At 62.9% G+C, this 13,610-nt stretch carries 19 protein-coding genes, 2 tRNA genes and 1 other RNA gene; 11 read left to right on the top strand and 11 right to left on the bottom strand.

The annotated features are described in order from the left end of the window. Window positions 1–92: 92 nt before the first annotated feature. Window positions 93–165 (top strand) — tRNA-Arg (locus ACSC1P_RS17145). Window positions 166–462: 297 nt separating this feature from the next. Here the strand turns inward: ACSC1P_RS17145 and ACSC1P_RS17140 are convergent. After that, the gene (locus ACSC1P_RS17140) at window positions 463–687 is read right to left on the bottom strand and encodes a DUF7564 family protein (RefSeq protein WP_435361413.1); all 225 of its coding nucleotides are present in this window, start codon (window positions 685–687) and stop codon (window positions 463–465) included. Window positions 688–898: 211 nt separating this feature from the next. On the opposite strand from ACSC1P_RS17140, the gene ACSC1P_RS17135 reads away from it, so the two are divergent. Further along, the gene (locus tag ACSC1P_RS17135; RefSeq protein ID WP_435361412.1) at window positions 899–1,513 is read left to right on the top strand and encodes a DUF309 domain-containing protein; all 615 of its coding nucleotides are present in this window, start codon (window positions 899–901) and stop codon (window positions 1,511–1,513) included. Window positions 1,514–1,588: 75 nt separating this feature from the next. Here ACSC1P_RS17135 and azf read toward each other — a convergent pair whose 3' ends face one another. Together azf and ACSC1P_RS17125 are read right to left on the bottom strand one after the other, a co-directional pair. Further along, the gene (gene azf, locus ACSC1P_RS17130) at window positions 1,589–2,350 is read right to left on the bottom strand and encodes an NAD-dependent glucose-6-phosphate dehydrogenase Azf (RefSeq protein ID WP_435361411.1); all 762 of its coding nucleotides are present in this window, start codon (window positions 2,348–2,350) and stop codon (window positions 1,589–1,591) included. A gap of 100 nt (window positions 2,351–2,450) precedes the next feature. Beyond that, window positions 2,451–2,831: a hypothetical protein gene (locus tag ACSC1P_RS17125; protein ID WP_435361410.1), complete on the bottom strand. Its 381-nt coding sequence runs from the start codon at window positions 2,829–2,831 to the stop codon at window positions 2,451–2,453. 108 nt (window positions 2,832–2,939) lie between these two features. On the opposite strand from ACSC1P_RS17125, the gene ACSC1P_RS17120 reads away from it, so the two are divergent. Further along, window positions 2,940–3,926, top strand: a complete 987-nt coding sequence (locus ACSC1P_RS17120; protein WP_435361409.1) for a sialidase family protein — start codon at window positions 2,940–2,942, stop codon at window positions 3,924–3,926. A gap of 48 nt (window positions 3,927–3,974) precedes the next feature. Here the strand turns inward: ACSC1P_RS17120 and ACSC1P_RS17115 are convergent, their stop codons facing one another. Further along, window positions 3,975–4,205, bottom strand: a complete 231-nt coding sequence (locus ACSC1P_RS17115) for a hypothetical protein (RefSeq protein ID WP_435361408.1) — start codon at window positions 4,203–4,205, stop codon at window positions 3,975–3,977. Between the two features lie 95 nt (window positions 4,206–4,300). On the opposite strand from ACSC1P_RS17115, the gene ACSC1P_RS17110 reads away from it, so the two are divergent. Beyond that, the gene (locus tag ACSC1P_RS17110) at window positions 4,301–4,648 is read left to right on the top strand and encodes a dihydroneopterin aldolase family protein (protein ID WP_435361407.1); all 348 of its coding nucleotides are present in this window, start codon (window positions 4,301–4,303) and stop codon (window positions 4,646–4,648) included. Between the two features lie 168 nt (window positions 4,649–4,816). Continuing rightward, window positions 4,817–5,278: a DUF5790 family protein gene (locus ACSC1P_RS17105; RefSeq protein WP_435361406.1), complete on the top strand. Its 462-nt coding sequence runs from the start codon at window positions 4,817–4,819 to the stop codon at window positions 5,276–5,278. A gap of 45 nt (window positions 5,279–5,323) precedes the next feature. Here ACSC1P_RS17105 and ACSC1P_RS17100 read toward each other — a convergent pair whose 3' ends face one another. Together ACSC1P_RS17100 and ACSC1P_RS17095 are read right to left on the bottom strand one after the other, a co-directional pair. Further along, entirely contained in the window at window positions 5,324–6,040 is a 717-nt protein-coding gene (locus ACSC1P_RS17100) for a creatininase family protein (protein ID WP_435361405.1), read from the bottom strand. Between the two features lie 75 nt (window positions 6,041–6,115). Beyond that, entirely contained in the window at window positions 6,116–6,310 is a 195-nt protein-coding gene (locus tag ACSC1P_RS17095) for a DUF7501 family protein (RefSeq protein WP_435361404.1), read from the bottom strand. Between the two features lie 333 nt (window positions 6,311–6,643). Here ACSC1P_RS17095 and ACSC1P_RS17090 point away from each other — a divergent pair, with 333 nt between their 5' ends. Then, window positions 6,644–6,853, top strand: a complete 210-nt coding sequence (locus ACSC1P_RS17090; protein ID WP_435361403.1) for a DUF7511 domain-containing protein — start codon at window positions 6,644–6,646, stop codon at window positions 6,851–6,853. A gap of 113 nt (window positions 6,854–6,966) precedes the next feature. Here ACSC1P_RS17090 and ACSC1P_RS17085 read toward each other — a convergent pair whose 3' ends face one another. The 4 genes from ACSC1P_RS17085 to ACSC1P_RS17070 all read right to left on the bottom strand — a co-directional run bounded on the left by ACSC1P_RS17085 (window position 6,967) and on the right by ACSC1P_RS17070 (window position 10,295). Next, the gene (locus tag ACSC1P_RS17085; protein ID WP_435361402.1) at window positions 6,967–8,895 is read right to left on the bottom strand and encodes an ABC transporter ATP-binding protein; all 1,929 of its coding nucleotides are present in this window, start codon (window positions 8,893–8,895) and stop codon (window positions 6,967–6,969) included. 143 nt (window positions 8,896–9,038) lie between these two features. Next, a complete protein-coding gene (locus tag ACSC1P_RS17080) occupies window positions 9,039–9,338 on the bottom strand; it encodes a hypothetical protein (protein WP_435361401.1) in 300 nt (99 codons plus the stop codon). 94 nt (window positions 9,339–9,432) lie between these two features. Next, window positions 9,433–9,702: a DUF7538 family protein gene (locus tag ACSC1P_RS17075; protein ID WP_435361400.1), complete on the bottom strand. Its 270-nt coding sequence runs from the start codon at window positions 9,700–9,702 to the stop codon at window positions 9,433–9,435. 65 nt (window positions 9,703–9,767) lie between these two features. Beyond that, window positions 9,768–10,295, bottom strand: coding sequence for a DUF192 domain-containing protein (locus tag ACSC1P_RS17070; RefSeq protein WP_435361399.1), 528 nt, complete (start codon window positions 10,293–10,295; stop codon window positions 9,768–9,770). A gap of 67 nt (window positions 10,296–10,362) precedes the next feature. Between ACSC1P_RS17070 and ACSC1P_RS17065 the strand changes: the two genes are divergently transcribed. From ACSC1P_RS17065 to ACSC1P_RS17045, 5 genes are all read left to right on the top strand, one after another. Then, window positions 10,363–10,436, top strand: a tRNA-Val gene (locus ACSC1P_RS17065). Between the two features lie 126 nt (window positions 10,437–10,562). Beyond that, entirely contained in the window at window positions 10,563–10,697 is a 135-nt protein-coding gene (locus ACSC1P_RS17060) for a hypothetical protein (protein WP_435361398.1), read from the top strand. 35 nt (window positions 10,698–10,732) lie between these two features. Beyond that, window positions 10,733–10,939, top strand: coding sequence for a DUF7501 family protein (locus ACSC1P_RS17055; RefSeq protein ID WP_435361397.1), 207 nt, complete (start codon window positions 10,733–10,735; stop codon window positions 10,937–10,939). A gap of 64 nt (window positions 10,940–11,003) precedes the next feature. After that, window positions 11,004–12,101, top strand: a complete 1,098-nt coding sequence (locus ACSC1P_RS17050; RefSeq protein ID WP_435361396.1) for an aminopeptidase — start codon at window positions 11,004–11,006, stop codon at window positions 12,099–12,101. Between the two features lie 211 nt (window positions 12,102–12,312). Further along, on the top strand, window positions 12,313–13,086 hold the full coding sequence (locus ACSC1P_RS17045; protein ID WP_435361395.1) for a mechanosensitive ion channel family protein: 774 nt from the start codon (window positions 12,313–12,315) through the stop codon (window positions 13,084–13,086). Window positions 13,087–13,150: 64 nt separating this feature from the next. On the opposite strand, the gene rnpB is transcribed toward ACSC1P_RS17045, so the two are convergent. After that, window positions 13,151–13,502: RNase P RNA component (gene rnpB / locus ACSC1P_RS17040), an RNA gene on the bottom strand. Window positions 13,503–13,610: the final 108 nt, after the last annotated feature.

Raw genomic sequence — 13,610 nt, 5'->3', positions numbered from 1 at the left:
TTACCAGTCCACAATCGTGCCACGTGTCCGCAGTCGTCGATGAGCCTGCACATCGTAACCCTCTTATTGTAGTCGGCGGTACGTGTAATTGAGTCCTGGTAGGGTAGTGGACTATCCTCTTGGCTTGCGGAGCCAGGGACCGGAGTTCAAATCTCCGTCAGGACGTTTCCTTTCAGCACAACACCGCGAGCGAAGCGAGCGGTCTGTGCTGAACGAAACTCGAAGCGGAGATTTGAGCAGCGAGCAGCTTCGCTGCGAGTGAGTTCAAATCTCCGTCAGGACGCTCATTTCATTCGCGACCTAACGTGCCTCGTGCTCCCGCTGGTCGCACGAGACTCCGTCAGGACGTTTCTGCCGAACACAACACCGCGAGCGGAGCCGGTATCCTCTGGGGCACACAGCATCCGTAGCAGCAGCAAAACAGTCCGCCGTCGCCACCCCAGCTCGACGACGCGACAGGACTCACTCTTCCGTCTTGTCGAGGTCTTCGCGCTCCTCGTCGACTGGTTCCTCTACGGGTATGGTGTGGCGACGGGTGGTACGCCGCGGCAGCGGGCGCGGTGTCGAAGGGCGGTCACGCTGTACGTCGAGCCACCAGTCGTGGCACTCACTGCAGTAGTTCCCGTAGTACTTGCCCGTCAGTTGGAATCGCGTCCCGCACGCGATGCACGTTCGCCTGTCCTCCATGTTGTTTCTCCCCCAAAGAGCTGTCACACGCCGGCATCTTTCTATGCTGTGTGTTCTCTTGTGTCTATCAATATGGTGCCAAGAAACGTAAGGGTGACGGGAAGCAGGTATCCCGTACGTGAGGCTGTTTCAGGAAGAAACGAGGTGGTTTCTGACTCAGCAGGATTCCTGAGAGGACAGTCTTTTGCAGACTCCGAGCACAGTGACGACCATGCGTGCGTATCTCCGGGCCGGGCTGGCCGTGTTCAACGCGGGCGACTTCCACGACGCGCACGACGCGTGGGAAGCTCACTGGCTCGACCTGCCTGAGGGGTCCGACGACGAGCGATTGCTCCACGGGCTCATCCAGTTCACGGCGGCGTACTTCCACGCCCGTGAGCGGAACTGGGAGGGATGTGTCGGCCTCGCCGAGAGCGCGGGTGCGTACCTCGCTGGCCTGCCTGACGACTACCGTGGCGTGGACGTGGCGCGCTGTCGGCGCATCCTCGCCGAACTCGCGCGCGACCCAGCGGTCGTCGACCGGCGCGCACCGCCGAGGCTGACGCACGAGGGCCGGGTCGTCACGCTCGCGGACCTCGACTTCGAGGAGGCCGTGGTCGCCGCCCGGGTGTACGCCGACGCCGGCCCGTACGACGAGGACGTGGTCGAGTCGGCCATCGGCTTCGCGCAGGCCGACCGCGCCGCCGAGACGGGCGGGCGATTCGTCAGGCTCGTCGTCGACTTCGCCACCGACCCCGAAAACCGCGACCTCGTCTACCAGCGACTCCGTGGACACGTCTCGAAGCGGGAGCATCGAGAGAGCGACGTGGACGGATTGTTCGGGTAGGTTGCCCCGGTCACGTCGGCGAGGAACGCTAGTCGTTGCCGCGGTGCTGGTGGCCGTCGTCGTTAGTCGTCGTCGTTACTCCTCGTCCGCGAACTTCGCCGAATTGTCCAGCGGTGCGTACCCGAGTACGTCTTGCGCCCGCTCGATGGAGTAGTACTTCCGGTCGTTGTCGGAGATGCCGTAGACGATTTCGTAGCCGTACTCTGCCTTGAGACAGCAGTCGAACAGGTGCGCACAGTCGCGGTAGGAGAGCCACATCGCCTGGCCGCGCTCGTAGTCCTTCGGCGGGTGGCCCTTCGTGAGGTTGCCGATGCGGACCGCGACGAACGAGAGGTCGTGCATGTCGTAGAAGTAGCGCCCGAGCGTCTCACCCGTCGCCTTGCTCACGCCGTAGACGTTCTTCGGGCGGGGAAGTTCCTCGCCGTCGAGGCGGAAGTCGTCGTCCGGCCGGTACATCTCCGGGGTTCGCTCGTCGGTCTCGTACGCGCCGACGGCGTGGTTCGACGACGCGAAGACGATCTTCTCGACGCTGTCGGTTTCGGCCGCCGCCTTGAGGACGTTGTGCGTCCCGTCGATGTTGTTCTGCAAGACCGAATTCCACGGGGCCGAGGGACGCGGGTCACCCGCGAGGTGGACGACCGCGCCACAGCCCTGGACTGCCTCTCGCACCGCGTCTTCGTCCGTGATGTCCGCGACGACGAACGCGCCGGGGTACTCCTCGTCGTCGGTCGGCGGGTCGCGGTCGAGCAGTCGCCACTCGTACTCGTCCGCGAGGTCGTCGAGAATCGCGGTCCCGACGTGGCCACCAGCGCCGGTCAACAGTACGGGGTCGTCCATTCGGTCGATGAAACGGAATGGGACGGTAAGTAGGATACGGTTCGTCGCGGCCGTGTGGACGCTGCCTGCAGGCGTCTGGGGAAGTGAAACTTTCAGTCTGCTACAGTAGGTTTAACTCGCCTATCGTCTCCCGCTGTGTGTGTACCGGCACACCGTCGACTTCGACGGGTACGTCGTTTTCGACACCTGGCGGCGCGTCCTCGTCGATGATGAACAGCAGGTCGAACAGTGTCTGGCCGCCTTCCTCCTGATAGGTGGTGAGGCCGCCGGAATACGCTTCAGGGACGTACTCGAACGGGTCGACTGCTTTCAGCACCTGTAGCCGTCGCCGGTGCTCGGGGTCGACGAACTTGCTGCGCTTCGGTCGACCGTAGATGTCTCGCGTCAGCACCAGTCCGACGAGTTTCTCGGACTCGCCGGCCGTCTCAGCCTCCCGGACCGGAATCTCGACGAATTCGTCGTCGGTCGACTCGTCTGTCACGGTTCGACGTTGGCGTGCCAACGCAAAAAGACCGGTTCCGCACAGGTCATGGCAACCTTTGGTACTCATGCCCGGCGTACTTTCGCTCGCTCAGGCAATTTTTACCAGATGGTCGCTATCGACTCCTGCCGAGCGTACGTCGGCACCGACGACGGACTGTTCGTTTTCGACATCGAGGGGGAAGGGGTCGAGCGTGTCGGGCGCTCACTCGCGGGTGAGACCGTCAGGGAGGTTTCTGTCCATCCCGACGACCCCGCGACGGCGGCGGTTGGCTGTGGGTTGCGAGGGTGGGGTTTACACCAGACCACGCGTGCGGGCGACCGTGCGCGTCGCGTGGGCTTCGCCGAAGAGTGGGTCTGGGGTGTCACGCGCGACCCGGCCGACCCCGACGCGCTCTACGTCGGGACGGAGCCGCCGGGGTTGTACTACGGCCGTCCCGGCGAGGGGTTCGAACCTGTCGGCGAGTTCGCCGACTTGCCCTCACGCGAGGACTGGTCCTTCGGCCACGAACCGTTCGAGGCGGGCCACGTCCACGGTATCAGCGTCGCAGGCGAGACGGTCGTCGCGGCCGTCGAACACGGGGCAATCGTCTTCTCGCGTGACCGCGGCGAGACGTGGCACGATGCGCTTCCGCAGACCGACGCCCACGACACGGCTATCGTCGACGACACGGTCCTCGTCACGACCGGGACCGCCGGGGACTCGACCGGCGGACTGCACCGCGCACAGCTTCCGGAACTCACCGACTGGACCCACGTCGCTCGGTTCGACGAACTCTACGCGAAAGAACTCGTCCGCGGGGTCGACGGCCGTCTCTACCTCGACGCGATGTACGAGACAGGTGAAGCACACGTCGGCCTCTGGACGAGCGACGACGACGGCCAGTCGTGGACCAGTCTGGGTGCGGTCCCACCCGCCGACGTGGTCGGCTGTAACGTCCTCGATACGCATCCACGTGAGCCATGCGTGCTGTTCCACGCGACGCACAACACCTACGACTCGTGTCTCGTGGTCAGTACCGACCGCGGTGCGGCTTGGGAAGAGGTCGGGCCGAGTCTGCCGCGGATTCGGACCGTCGACGTTGTCGCGTTGTGAGAGTAGCGGTATGTGCGGGTCATACGGCCAGCATAGACTCTGGGTCGATTACGCTGCCCGGATATCGATGTTGTGGACCGCTTCGGGAGAGAGGAGTCGGTCGGTTGGCAGTTCGAGCCAGCCATCCCCGCGCATTCGGACAGAACCCTCGTGGAGGATGACTTCACCTTCCCGGTCGCCATACACGACCACATCCTCGTACTGGTGTTCGAAGATTTCCCGGAACGAGTCTCGAACGGCTTCCAGAAGTGCCGAGTTTGTACTGAGTGGAAACGCCATACCACCTGTTATATCTGATGGTTGAAAACTATATCGCGGACGACGACGACGAACCCGAACGCCCTTGCTGAAACCGCCCGAATCCAGAGCCACGAATGACTCCGACGGAAGCCGAGACGGCCTGTTTCGAGGCGGGCATCAAGTTCGGGACGCTGTACCACCAGTTCGCGGGCACGCCGCTCTCGCCCGAGAGCGCCGAGAGCCTCGGCCGGGCCATGGAGGAGGCCATCGAGAATCAGCCATTTTGCGTCGACGTGCAGGTGACGATGCGGACCGACCGCATCCGCGACGAACTCGCCGAGATGAGCGCCGCGTACACCGAGTTCACCGGCCGCTTCGCGGACATCGAGATGGTCATCGAGTACGAAGGAACCACGGTCAGAACGAGCATGGCGATGGACGGTGACTACCCGATGATGCGCGTCGACTCCGTCGAGGACTGACGCGGTCTGCGAGCGGTGGCGTCGACCGTGAGCGCGGCGATACCCCACCAGTGTGAGGGGTTCGTTTCGATTTCCGCTCGCTATGTTCGTGCGAGAAGGGCCGTGGCTGACGATTTCACTTTCACTTTCAGGCCGGTACTTAACCTTCCCCCGGTCGAAGCGGTAGCCATGAGTCAATCGACCCTGGACGACGACGACCTGTTCGGCGAGGCGGCCTCCGAGATGCGCGAGGACGTCGAAGCGTCACTGGAGAAGGCGTGGGCGGAACTCCCCGCGGCGGACGACGTGTGGGAGACCGACGCGGGGAACGTCCTCGGCGTGCTGAACGGCTTGCGCTCGGCACTCGACACCGGCGAGGCCGAGGAACACTTCCGCGACGCCAAGAAGTGGTACACGATGGGCAAGCGTGCGGAGGCGTTCGAGGACGCCGACGACCTCGAAGCCGAACTCGAAGACCTCGAAGCGGTCATGGAGGACATCGGCAGTGCGAGCGAACAGGTCGGCGAACTCACGTCGACTATCCCCGGTCTCCGCAGCACGCTGGAGGACGCAGGTGCAGAGGACGAGGCAGACGACGCAGACGAGGCCGAGGCCGATGCGGACGCGGACGCCGAAGAAGCAGAAGCGTAATCCGATTCTCGATTTTGAACCGACCGCACCGACCACAGCGACCGCTCAGCGCGCGTCGATAGCGTCGATGAGCGTCAGCAACTTCGCCGCCGCGTCGTCGAGGACCGCCTCGCCGCGTTCCTCGCTCGCCGAACTCGGGTCGCCGACGTTGCCACTTTCTGCGAACTCTGCGAAGTCGTAGGCGACGTTCACGCCCGAAACCCACTCGCCGAAACCGTCACCTGCGCCAGCCGCAGCGTCGTCGAACCGGTCTTCGTAGACGAGCCCGGCGTCGATGGCTTGCACGACGCTCGTCTCGATGGGACCGCCGTGACCGAGTCCGTCCAAGAGGTCGCTGTCGACTGTGTCGAACCAGGTGTAGGGGACGGCGTAGGCTGTTCCGTCGCGCGTGACTCGTGCGCAGACTTCTCGAATCGCGGGGACGTTCCCGCCGTGACCGTTGACGACGACGACGCGCTCGAAGCCGTGGAAGGCGAGGCTCTCGATGGTCTCACGGACGTACGCGCGGAAGGTGTCCGTCGAGACCCACAGCGTCCCGTCGAACTGGCGGTGTTCTTCGGCGACGCCGACGTTGACGACGGGTGCGACCACGAGTTCTTCGTCGGCTTCCGCCTCGGCGCGCGTGGCGATTTCGACCGCGCTCATCGCGTCGGTGCCGAGCGGTGCGTGTGGGCCGTGCTGTTCGGTACTGCCCACGGGGAGGAGCGCCACGTCCGCAGCTGTGTCTCGAACGTCGGTCCACGAGACATCGGTGAGGTGCATACATCGGCCGACGGCCGCGTCGCTAATCAGCGCACCGTTGTCGCAGAAGAAATCGTCGGTATTCGCGCCGTCTCGTCACCCGGACCAGCCGCCGCTGATGTCGTCGGCGATGTTCCCACGCCACAGCTGGAACCCGGAGTCACAGTGCTCACTGTCGGATAGGTGGTCGATGAACCCTGCGCCGGGGTCTGCGAGCTCCGCGTCGCAGAACGGACAGACGTTCGGATTGCTCCAGCTCGGCGTCGGTGTCGTGTCGGTGGCGCGCGACATATCACATTCGAACGGACGCATCGCATATGAAGCTAGGCACTACTGTATTAGGATGTACTCTAGCACCTAGTATGGATATAATTAAAATTGTCAGTAGTGGGCCCCTGCTGGATACGTGGCGGGTTGGCGGAGAACGCGCGACTGATAGTACGGATACCAGTACCTTCACACTGGTCCCAAACATGTCTGGGTCGTCAAAAAGGAGTGTCGCGAATTCGACGCGAATCCGGTCTACGTCTGTCGATTCTCAGTGGACGAGAGGTTAGGCCGTGGTTTTTATACTAACTGGCAAAACGTACGGATGTGCCACAGAAAGTGGCGACGAGGACACACATGACGCGGAACACCCTCCACGACGCTGGTACCAGTCGCGACGAACAGCGCGAGTCTGCTGACGCGGACGCACTGGACGCCATCGTCGAGCCGACCGACGACGGTGCAGAGGTCACGGTCTACCCGAAGAACGTCGACGAAGACGACCTGCTGACGACGTGGATCACGGTCGACGCCGACAGCGTGGCCGACCTCGACACCTGGCGATAGACAGTCCTGCAGTCGCAACGGTCCTCAGAACGAACTCGCGGTCGACTTTTTGGATGCGTTCGACGCCGAGTCAGTGCCACCAGTTGCAGTGAAAAACGGAAACAGCCGTCCGGTCAGTCGTCGCCGACTTCGGTCCGGGCCTGTCGCTGCTGTGCGCGCTCGATGAACTCCTCGGGGAGTTCGTCGATTTCACCGGCCTGCACACCCCAGAGGTGGGCGTACAGGTCGTCGTTACCGAGCAGTTCCTCGTGTGTCCCACGCTCTTTGATGCGGCCCTCTTCGAGGACGAGGATGGTGTCTGCGTCCTTGATGGTCGACAGTCGGTGGGCGATGGCGAACGTCGTCCGGTCGGCCGCGAGTTCGTCGATGGAGCGCTGGATGAGCATCTCCGTCTCCGTGTCCACGTCGGAAGTCGCCTCGTCGAGGACGAGGATTTCGGGGTCCTTGAGGATGGCACGCGCGATGGAGAGTCGCTGGCGCTGGCCACCGGAGAGCTTTACACCGCGCTCGCCGACTTCGGTGTCGTAGCCGTCGGGGAGGTTCTGGATGAAGTCGTGCGCCTCGGCCATCCTCGACGCTTCGACGACTTCCTCACGGGAGGCACCGAAGGTCCCGTACGTGATGTTCTCCTCGACAGTTCCGTAGAAGAGGAACGTGTCCTGCGAGACGTAGCCGATGTGCTTACGCAGGCTCGGGATGGTCACGTCGCGGAGGTCCTGTCCGTCGATTTCGACACTGCCCTCGTTCACGTCGTACATCCGGAGGAGGAGCTTCAGGACCGTCGACTTCCCGGCCCCAGTCGGGCCGACCAGTGCGAGGGTGTCGCCGCCGTCGACCTCGAAGGAGACGTCTTCGATGATGGTCTCCTCGTCGTAGCCGAAGGTCACGTCGTCGTACACCACGTCACCGTCCTCGACGACGAGATCGTCGGCATCGGGGTCTTCCTCGATGCGCGAGGGCTCGTCCATCAGGCCGAAGATACGCTCGGAGGACGCCTGCGCACGCTGGTACATGTTGATGATCATCCCGAACTGGGCCATCGGCCAGATGAACTGCTGGGAGAGGAGGATGAACGCGACGAACTGGCCGATGGTGAGCTCCCCGGAGAAGAACCAGGGGGCGGTCTGATTCGTCTCCCACAAGACGGCCCAGGTGCCGCCGACGAAGAAGGTGACGACGAAGCCGACACCCGCGAGGACGCGCAGTGCGGGGAAGAACTTGATTCGCGTCCCGATAGCGTCCCAGTTCGCGTCGAAGTAGTCGTGGGACACGTCGTCGACGCGGTCGGACTCGTAGTCCTCAGTGTTCGAGGTCTTGATGACCTGGACGCCGCCGAGATTGTTCTCAAGCCTGGAATTCAGCTTCCCGACCGACGAGCGCACGTCGGCGTACTTCGGTTGGATGGCTTGGACGAACTGGTAGGTGAAGAGGCCGATGAGTGGCACGACGCCGATGGTGACCAGCGCGAGTTGCCAGTTGTAGTAGAAGAGGATAGCCGCGATACCGAACACCATCACGGAGAGACGGAACATCGAGTTCATCCCCTCGTTGAGGAACCGTTCGAGGCGATTCACGTCGTTCGAGAGGATGGACATCATCTCACCGGTCTGTTTGTCGGCGAAGAAGTCCATGTTGAGCCGTTGCATCTTGTCGTAGGTGTCGGTCCGCACGTCGTGCTGGATGTTCTGAGCGAAGGAGTTCCATCCCCAGTTACGTGTCCAGTGGAACGCTGCGCCGCCGAAGAAGCCGAAGGCGATGAGACCAGCAGAGAGGAGCATCTGTCCAGCGGTGTCCTGTGGCAGCCACGCCTGCGGAACGAAGGGAATCGAGAACGTCCGGTTCCCCTGCAGTGTCGAGTCGAGAGCCAATGTAAGCACCACCGTCGGGATGAGGTCGAGCAGTCGAGCGACGATGCTCGACACCAACCCCACGACGAACGCGGTCTTGTTTCTGGACCCGTACTCGAAGAACAGTCGTCGCATGGCGGAATCCGCCTGCTGACGCTGTTCTTCGAACGGGTCGTCGTCTTCCGGAAGGTCCATTGTCCTGTTGCTAGGGTTTCGAATTGAAAAGGCTTGTTACGAATCGAAACAGTGCCGGAATCTCCCCGACTGCTCGGGGACAGACGAGTGACCGACTCACGAGTGCGAAGACGTACAAGATAGACTGCGAGACTGATGGCGGTTCAGCGTCTGTCGTAGTAGCCAGCCCGACACTCCGGACTGCAAAACGCACGGTCTGCTTCCTCGACGAACCGTGGTGCACGGACGAAATCTCGACCGTCGACGGCCTGCGTGAGTCGCGGATTCGCGGTCAGTAGGAGACGAGAGTCAGCGACGGCGGCGACGCCGTCTGCGGCGACGTCTGCGGCGACGGCCTCGCCGTCTTCGCTCGACCGACCACAAGACGTGAAAAACGCTACGCCGTCGAAGACGGTTCTGCCACAGGCAGCACAGCACAGGGGGGATTCCTCAACAGCAACCATACCGCAATCTTCGTCACGCTGGGGTATAGGTATGACTCGATTAGCTGTATAATTCTGGCGTCTGAGGCTCCGAACGGCCCGTTAATCCGAAATGTCAAAGGTGTCGTCCTTCGAGCGCAGAATCGATATCCGCCGCCGCGAGGTCTTCACGGATGCGCGCGCGGAGCGGGTCGGGCACGGTGTCTCGGCCGACGGGAACCGCGGTTTCCCCGTCGCCTTTGACTTTCCAGTACAGCACACACTCACTCGGGGCGTAGAATTCGATGCTGTAGCGGTCCCCAGCGCCCTGATAGTGGACGCGGGCCGCGAAGTCGGTCGCCTGCCAGCCGTCGAGTTCCGCCAGTCGGCTCACGGCGTCTGCCATACCGGTCGTGCTCGCCGAAATCGGGTAGTCGTTGCGGTTCGCCAGTGGCCTGGCGCGGCGGGCCGTCAGCTTTCGGTGTCTGCGTCGTCTTCGCTGTCGTACGTTACGTCGACCCTGTCGCCGACCTGTATACCGGTCTCGTTCGTGTAGCCCCGGGGTACTTCGAGGACGTACTGGCCGGAGCCGGTCGCGGTTATCTCTTCACCGTCCTGTCCCGGTTCGGGGGCGGGAACGTGGTGAATGCTCGTGATTCGTCCGTCCGACCCGACGAAGATGATGTCGAGCGGGAAGTCCATCTTCCGCATCACGTAGGTCATCTCGCCCTGTTCACTGTCGTAGACGAACCACATCCCCTGGCCGGATTCGAGCGACTCGTGGTCGCTCAGGCCGGTGTAGCGTTCCTGCCGAGTGTCGGAGACCTCTACCTGAACGGTCGCAAGCGTCGTCCCGTCTTCGTCTGTGACGACTGCGGTACCGTTCCCGTACTGGTCCTCGCCCGGCAATTCGACGAGTCCAGCGTAGTACACGAGTCCGAAGCCGAGGACGGCGACGATGGCCAGCGCCAGGAGGTTGAAAGCGCGCTCTCTGTCCACACACGACGTAGTTCCGTCGCCGACAAAAGGGAAGCGTTATTCCGCCCGCTCTGATACTCCCGAATGCGGGGTGGTGGTCTAGTTGGTTACGACATCTCCTTTACACGGAGAAAATCACCGGTTCGACTCCGGTTCACCCCACTTCTTCCGAATTGAGCCGTCGAGTGCTGACGCGGTCGTCGATGCAACCGGGGCGAGTCGTGACACTACTGTTCGCTACGTCTTTCCGTGACACACTTAACGACTGGCGTGAAACCCATGGCGAGAATGCCAGAGTACTACGTCACTGTGGATGGTCACGAGTTCGAGGGTCCCTTCAACGACCGAAAGGACGCGAAAAAGCGTGCAGACGAGTTGAACACGAACGAGGTCGGTGGGCGCTATACAGTCACCTCGAAGTAACGAACCCTCTTGCTCGTCGGTCGCGTACTCCTCGCATGAGCCTGCGAACCATTCCGCGGGAGGAACAACTCGACGAGCGAGTGTGGGACGACCCGGAGCGCTGTCCGTTCTGTGGCTTGCCCGTCTCGGACGGCGGGGCAGGCTTCATCGACCACATCGAGCACTCGCCCCCATGTGCCGAACGCTACGAGCGCTGGCTCGACCGGGTCGGCGACGACGTGCCGGGCGAGTGGGCCGGCTGACCGGGCTATGCCGGTGTGAACTGACTCCGGGCAAGTTTTGTCGTCGACACCCGAGGGTCGGAGCATGGACGAGCGAATTCACGAGCACGCCGAGGTGCTCGTCGACTGGAGCGCGCAGGTCGAAGACGGGGACAACGTGGTCGTCAACGTGGGTGCCGACGCACACGAACTGGCCGTCGCCGTCGCCGAAAAGCTGGGCGAACGCGGCGCGAACATGACGACGCAGTACAGTTCTGGCGAAGTGAGCCGTGCCTACCTCACCGCCCACGACGGCGACTTCGACGAGGACCCGGCCCATCAGTTGGCCCTGTTCGAGAACGCTGATGTCTACCTCCGGCTGGGTGGCGAGCGGAACACGAGTGCCCACGCCGACGTCCCGGCTGCGACGCGACAGGCGTCCGCGAAGGCGAACCAACAGATTCGCGACGCGATGATGGGCACCGACTGGGTGTCGACGGTCCACCCGACGCGCTCGCTGGCCCAGCAGGCCGGGATGGCCTTCGAGGAGTACCAGGACTTCGTCTACAACGCCGTCCTGCGCGACTGGGAAGAACTGGCCGACGAGATGGCCCAGATGAAAGCGGTCCTCGACGAGGGCGAAGAGGTCCACATCGTGAAGGAGAACACCGACCTCACGATGTCCATCGCGAACCGAACCGCGGTCAACTCCGCGGCCTCGGTCGCCTACGACTCGCACAACCTGCCCAGCGGCGAAGTGTTCACCGCCCCCTACGACACCGAGGGCGAGGTGTTCTTCGACGTGCCGATGACGTTCCACGGCAAGCAGGTTCGAAACGTCCACCTCACCTTCGAAGACGGCGACGTCGTCGACTACAGCGCCGAACAGAACGAATCGGTCCTGCAGGACATCCTGGAGACCGACGAGGGTGCACGCCGACTCGGCGAACTCGGTATCGGCATGAACCGCGGCATCGACCGCTTCACCGACAGCATCCTGTTCGACGAGAAGATGGGCGACACCATCCACCTCGCCGTCGGCCGTGCCTACGACTCGAACCTGCCCGAGGGCGAGGAAGGCAACGACTCGGCGGTCCACGTCGACATGATTACCGACATGAGCGAGGACTCATACATCGAAGTCGACGGCGAAGTGGTGCAGAAGAACGGGACGTTCCGGTGGGAAGACGGGTTCGAGGAGTAGCCCGAAGTCCACACCTACTGCTGCCGATGTCGAATCGACGCCTGCTATCGATTCTCACCGACTGGAGAACGTTACCACCCCGTGATGTTTCGTCGTCGCGGTAACCGCCTGTTGGACCCTCCAGCACGCCGCAGGTTCGAACCTGCCAGCCGAACTTTCTTATCTAAGGTGACACTCGCCAAATCCCTGTCTCGCGTCCTTATACACGAACATGTCTACCACAGCAGTTATCCTTCAGGTAGAAGAATTCCCGGGCGTCGTCGAACAGGTCGCGATGGAAGTCGCGGCGTACATTCCGAACATCATCGGCGCGCTCATCATCCTCGTCATCGGCTGGTTCGTCGGCCGCCTCGTGGGCAGAATCGTCGCCACGGCCGTCGACAAAGTAGAACTCGACCAGCAAGTCCTCAAGACACCCCTCGGCCGGATGCTCGGCGGGACAGAGCGCGCGGTCTCGAACGCGTTCGGGACACTCGCCCGCTGGTTCGTCTACGCGGTGACGTTAGTCGCGGCCACCGAGGTCCTCGCCATCGATACGCTCTCTGAGTGGGTCACGACGGTCGCCTCGTACCTGCCCGCGTTCATCGCCGGGTTCGCCGTCATCGTCCTCGGGTTCGTCGTCGCCGACTTCATCGGTGACGCCATCACCCGGACCCGGGCGGCCACAGAAGAGTCGCGCTACACTGGCCTCTTCGCGACGGCCACGCGACTGTTCCTCTACTTCACCGCCATCGTCATCGGCCTCGACACGATGGGGCTCGACGTGACGATTCTGTACGTCGTCGCACAGGCGGCCGCCTACGGCCTCGGTGCCGCACTCGCCATCGGCCTCGGTATCGCCATCGGGTGGGGGAGCAAGGACTACGTCGCCAGCCACATCGACAGCTGGATGAGCCGCGCAGGCAGCAGTGGCCCGACCACCCCGCCGACGGGCATGCAGCCCGACGGTGGCGACCTCGACGACCACGACCTCGCCGACGACTGAGCGGGGAGCAATCGCCCGAAAACAACTGGGACGACCCGGCGTCGTCACTCACGGTTTTTACTGCGGCAGAGAGGAGTAAGCCCCCTTCTGTTCGGCCCGGCATTCGGCTAAGCGTCCGTTCCCGTGTCCGGACTACCATAGTGGGACGGACTTGCACCGGTGAGGATTCGCCGTTCCATCCGTTCTCTCCCGTCGACGTTCTGTGGGTTAGCTCCCTTCCCTCTCGGGTCGGTTCGCGCACGTCATCACTCGGGGAGAGGGGTATCGTTTCTGTTCCATAGCCAGCGGTCTCCCGCTCCGGATTTGCATCCGGTCACCTGTCCAGACGGTGGGGGGACTTTCCTCGCGAGCGCGCCAGCGAAACTGACGCGGGTACACGCCCGAAGGCGTGCCGCGGCGGCCAGGCTCTCTCTACCAACAACACGTATCCCCGTTCCAGATTTAAACACCTCGGTCCCTCGGTCCAGCCGGACGAGTCAGTCGTGTCGCACGAACATATACTCTCGGAGAGTGAGATAGATACG

Origin of the sequence: Haloarchaeobius caseinilyticus, assembly GCF_051207395.1 — an archaeon.
Lineage (GTDB): Archaea > Halobacteriota > Halobacteria > Halobacteriales > Natrialbaceae > Haloarchaeobius.
This window is presented reverse-complemented; position numbering and strand designations above follow the sequence as displayed.

Coding starts and splice junctions, on each gene's coding strand:
- ACSC1P_RS17050 (WP_435361396.1), top strand. CDS start 11,004: ATGGACGAGCGAATTCACGAGCACGCCGAGGTGCTCGTCGACTGGAGC.
- ACSC1P_RS17060 (WP_435361398.1), top strand. CDS start 10,563: ATGCCAGAGTACTACGTCACTGTGGATGGTCACGAGTTCGAGGGTCCC.
- ACSC1P_RS17115 (WP_435361408.1), bottom strand. CDS start 4,205: ATGGCGTTTCCACTCAGTACAAACTCGGCACTTCTGGAAGCCGTTCGA.
- ACSC1P_RS17055 (WP_435361397.1), top strand. CDS start 10,733: ATGAGCCTGCGAACCATTCCGCGGGAGGAACAACTCGACGAGCGAGTG.
- ACSC1P_RS17110 (WP_435361407.1), top strand. CDS start 4,301: ATGACTCCGACGGAAGCCGAGACGGCCTGTTTCGAGGCGGGCATCAAG.
- ACSC1P_RS17105 (WP_435361406.1), top strand. CDS start 4,817: ATGAGTCAATCGACCCTGGACGACGACGACCTGTTCGGCGAGGCGGCC.
- ACSC1P_RS17075 (WP_435361400.1), bottom strand. CDS start 9,702: ATGGCAGACGCCGTGAGCCGACTGGCGGAACTCGACGGCTGGCAGGCG.
- azf (WP_435361411.1), bottom strand. CDS start 2,350: ATGGACGACCCCGTACTGTTGACCGGCGCTGGTGGCCACGTCGGGACC.
- ACSC1P_RS17080 (WP_435361401.1), bottom strand. CDS start 9,338: ATGGTTGCTGTTGAGGAATCCCCCCTGTGCTGTGCTGCCTGTGGCAGA.
- ACSC1P_RS17090 (WP_435361403.1), top strand. CDS start 6,644: ATGACGCGGAACACCCTCCACGACGCTGGTACCAGTCGCGACGAACAG.
- ACSC1P_RS17120 (WP_435361409.1), top strand. CDS start 2,940: ATGGTCGCTATCGACTCCTGCCGAGCGTACGTCGGCACCGACGACGGA.
- ACSC1P_RS17045 (WP_435361395.1), top strand. CDS start 12,313: ATGTCTACCACAGCAGTTATCCTTCAGGTAGAAGAATTCCCGGGCGTC.
- ACSC1P_RS17140 (WP_435361413.1), bottom strand. CDS start 687: ATGGAGGACAGGCGAACGTGCATCGCGTGCGGGACGCGATTCCAACTG.
- ACSC1P_RS17085 (WP_435361402.1), bottom strand. CDS start 8,895: ATGGACCTTCCGGAAGACGACGACCCGTTCGAAGAACAGCGTCAGCAG.
- ACSC1P_RS17100 (WP_435361405.1), bottom strand. CDS start 6,040: ATGCACCTCACCGATGTCTCGTGGACCGACGTTCGAGACACAGCTGCG.
- ACSC1P_RS17135 (WP_435361412.1), top strand. CDS start 899: ATGCGTGCGTATCTCCGGGCCGGGCTGGCCGTGTTCAACGCGGGCGAC.
- ACSC1P_RS17095 (WP_435361404.1), bottom strand. CDS start 6,310: ATGTCGCGCGCCACCGACACGACACCGACGCCGAGCTGGAGCAATCCG.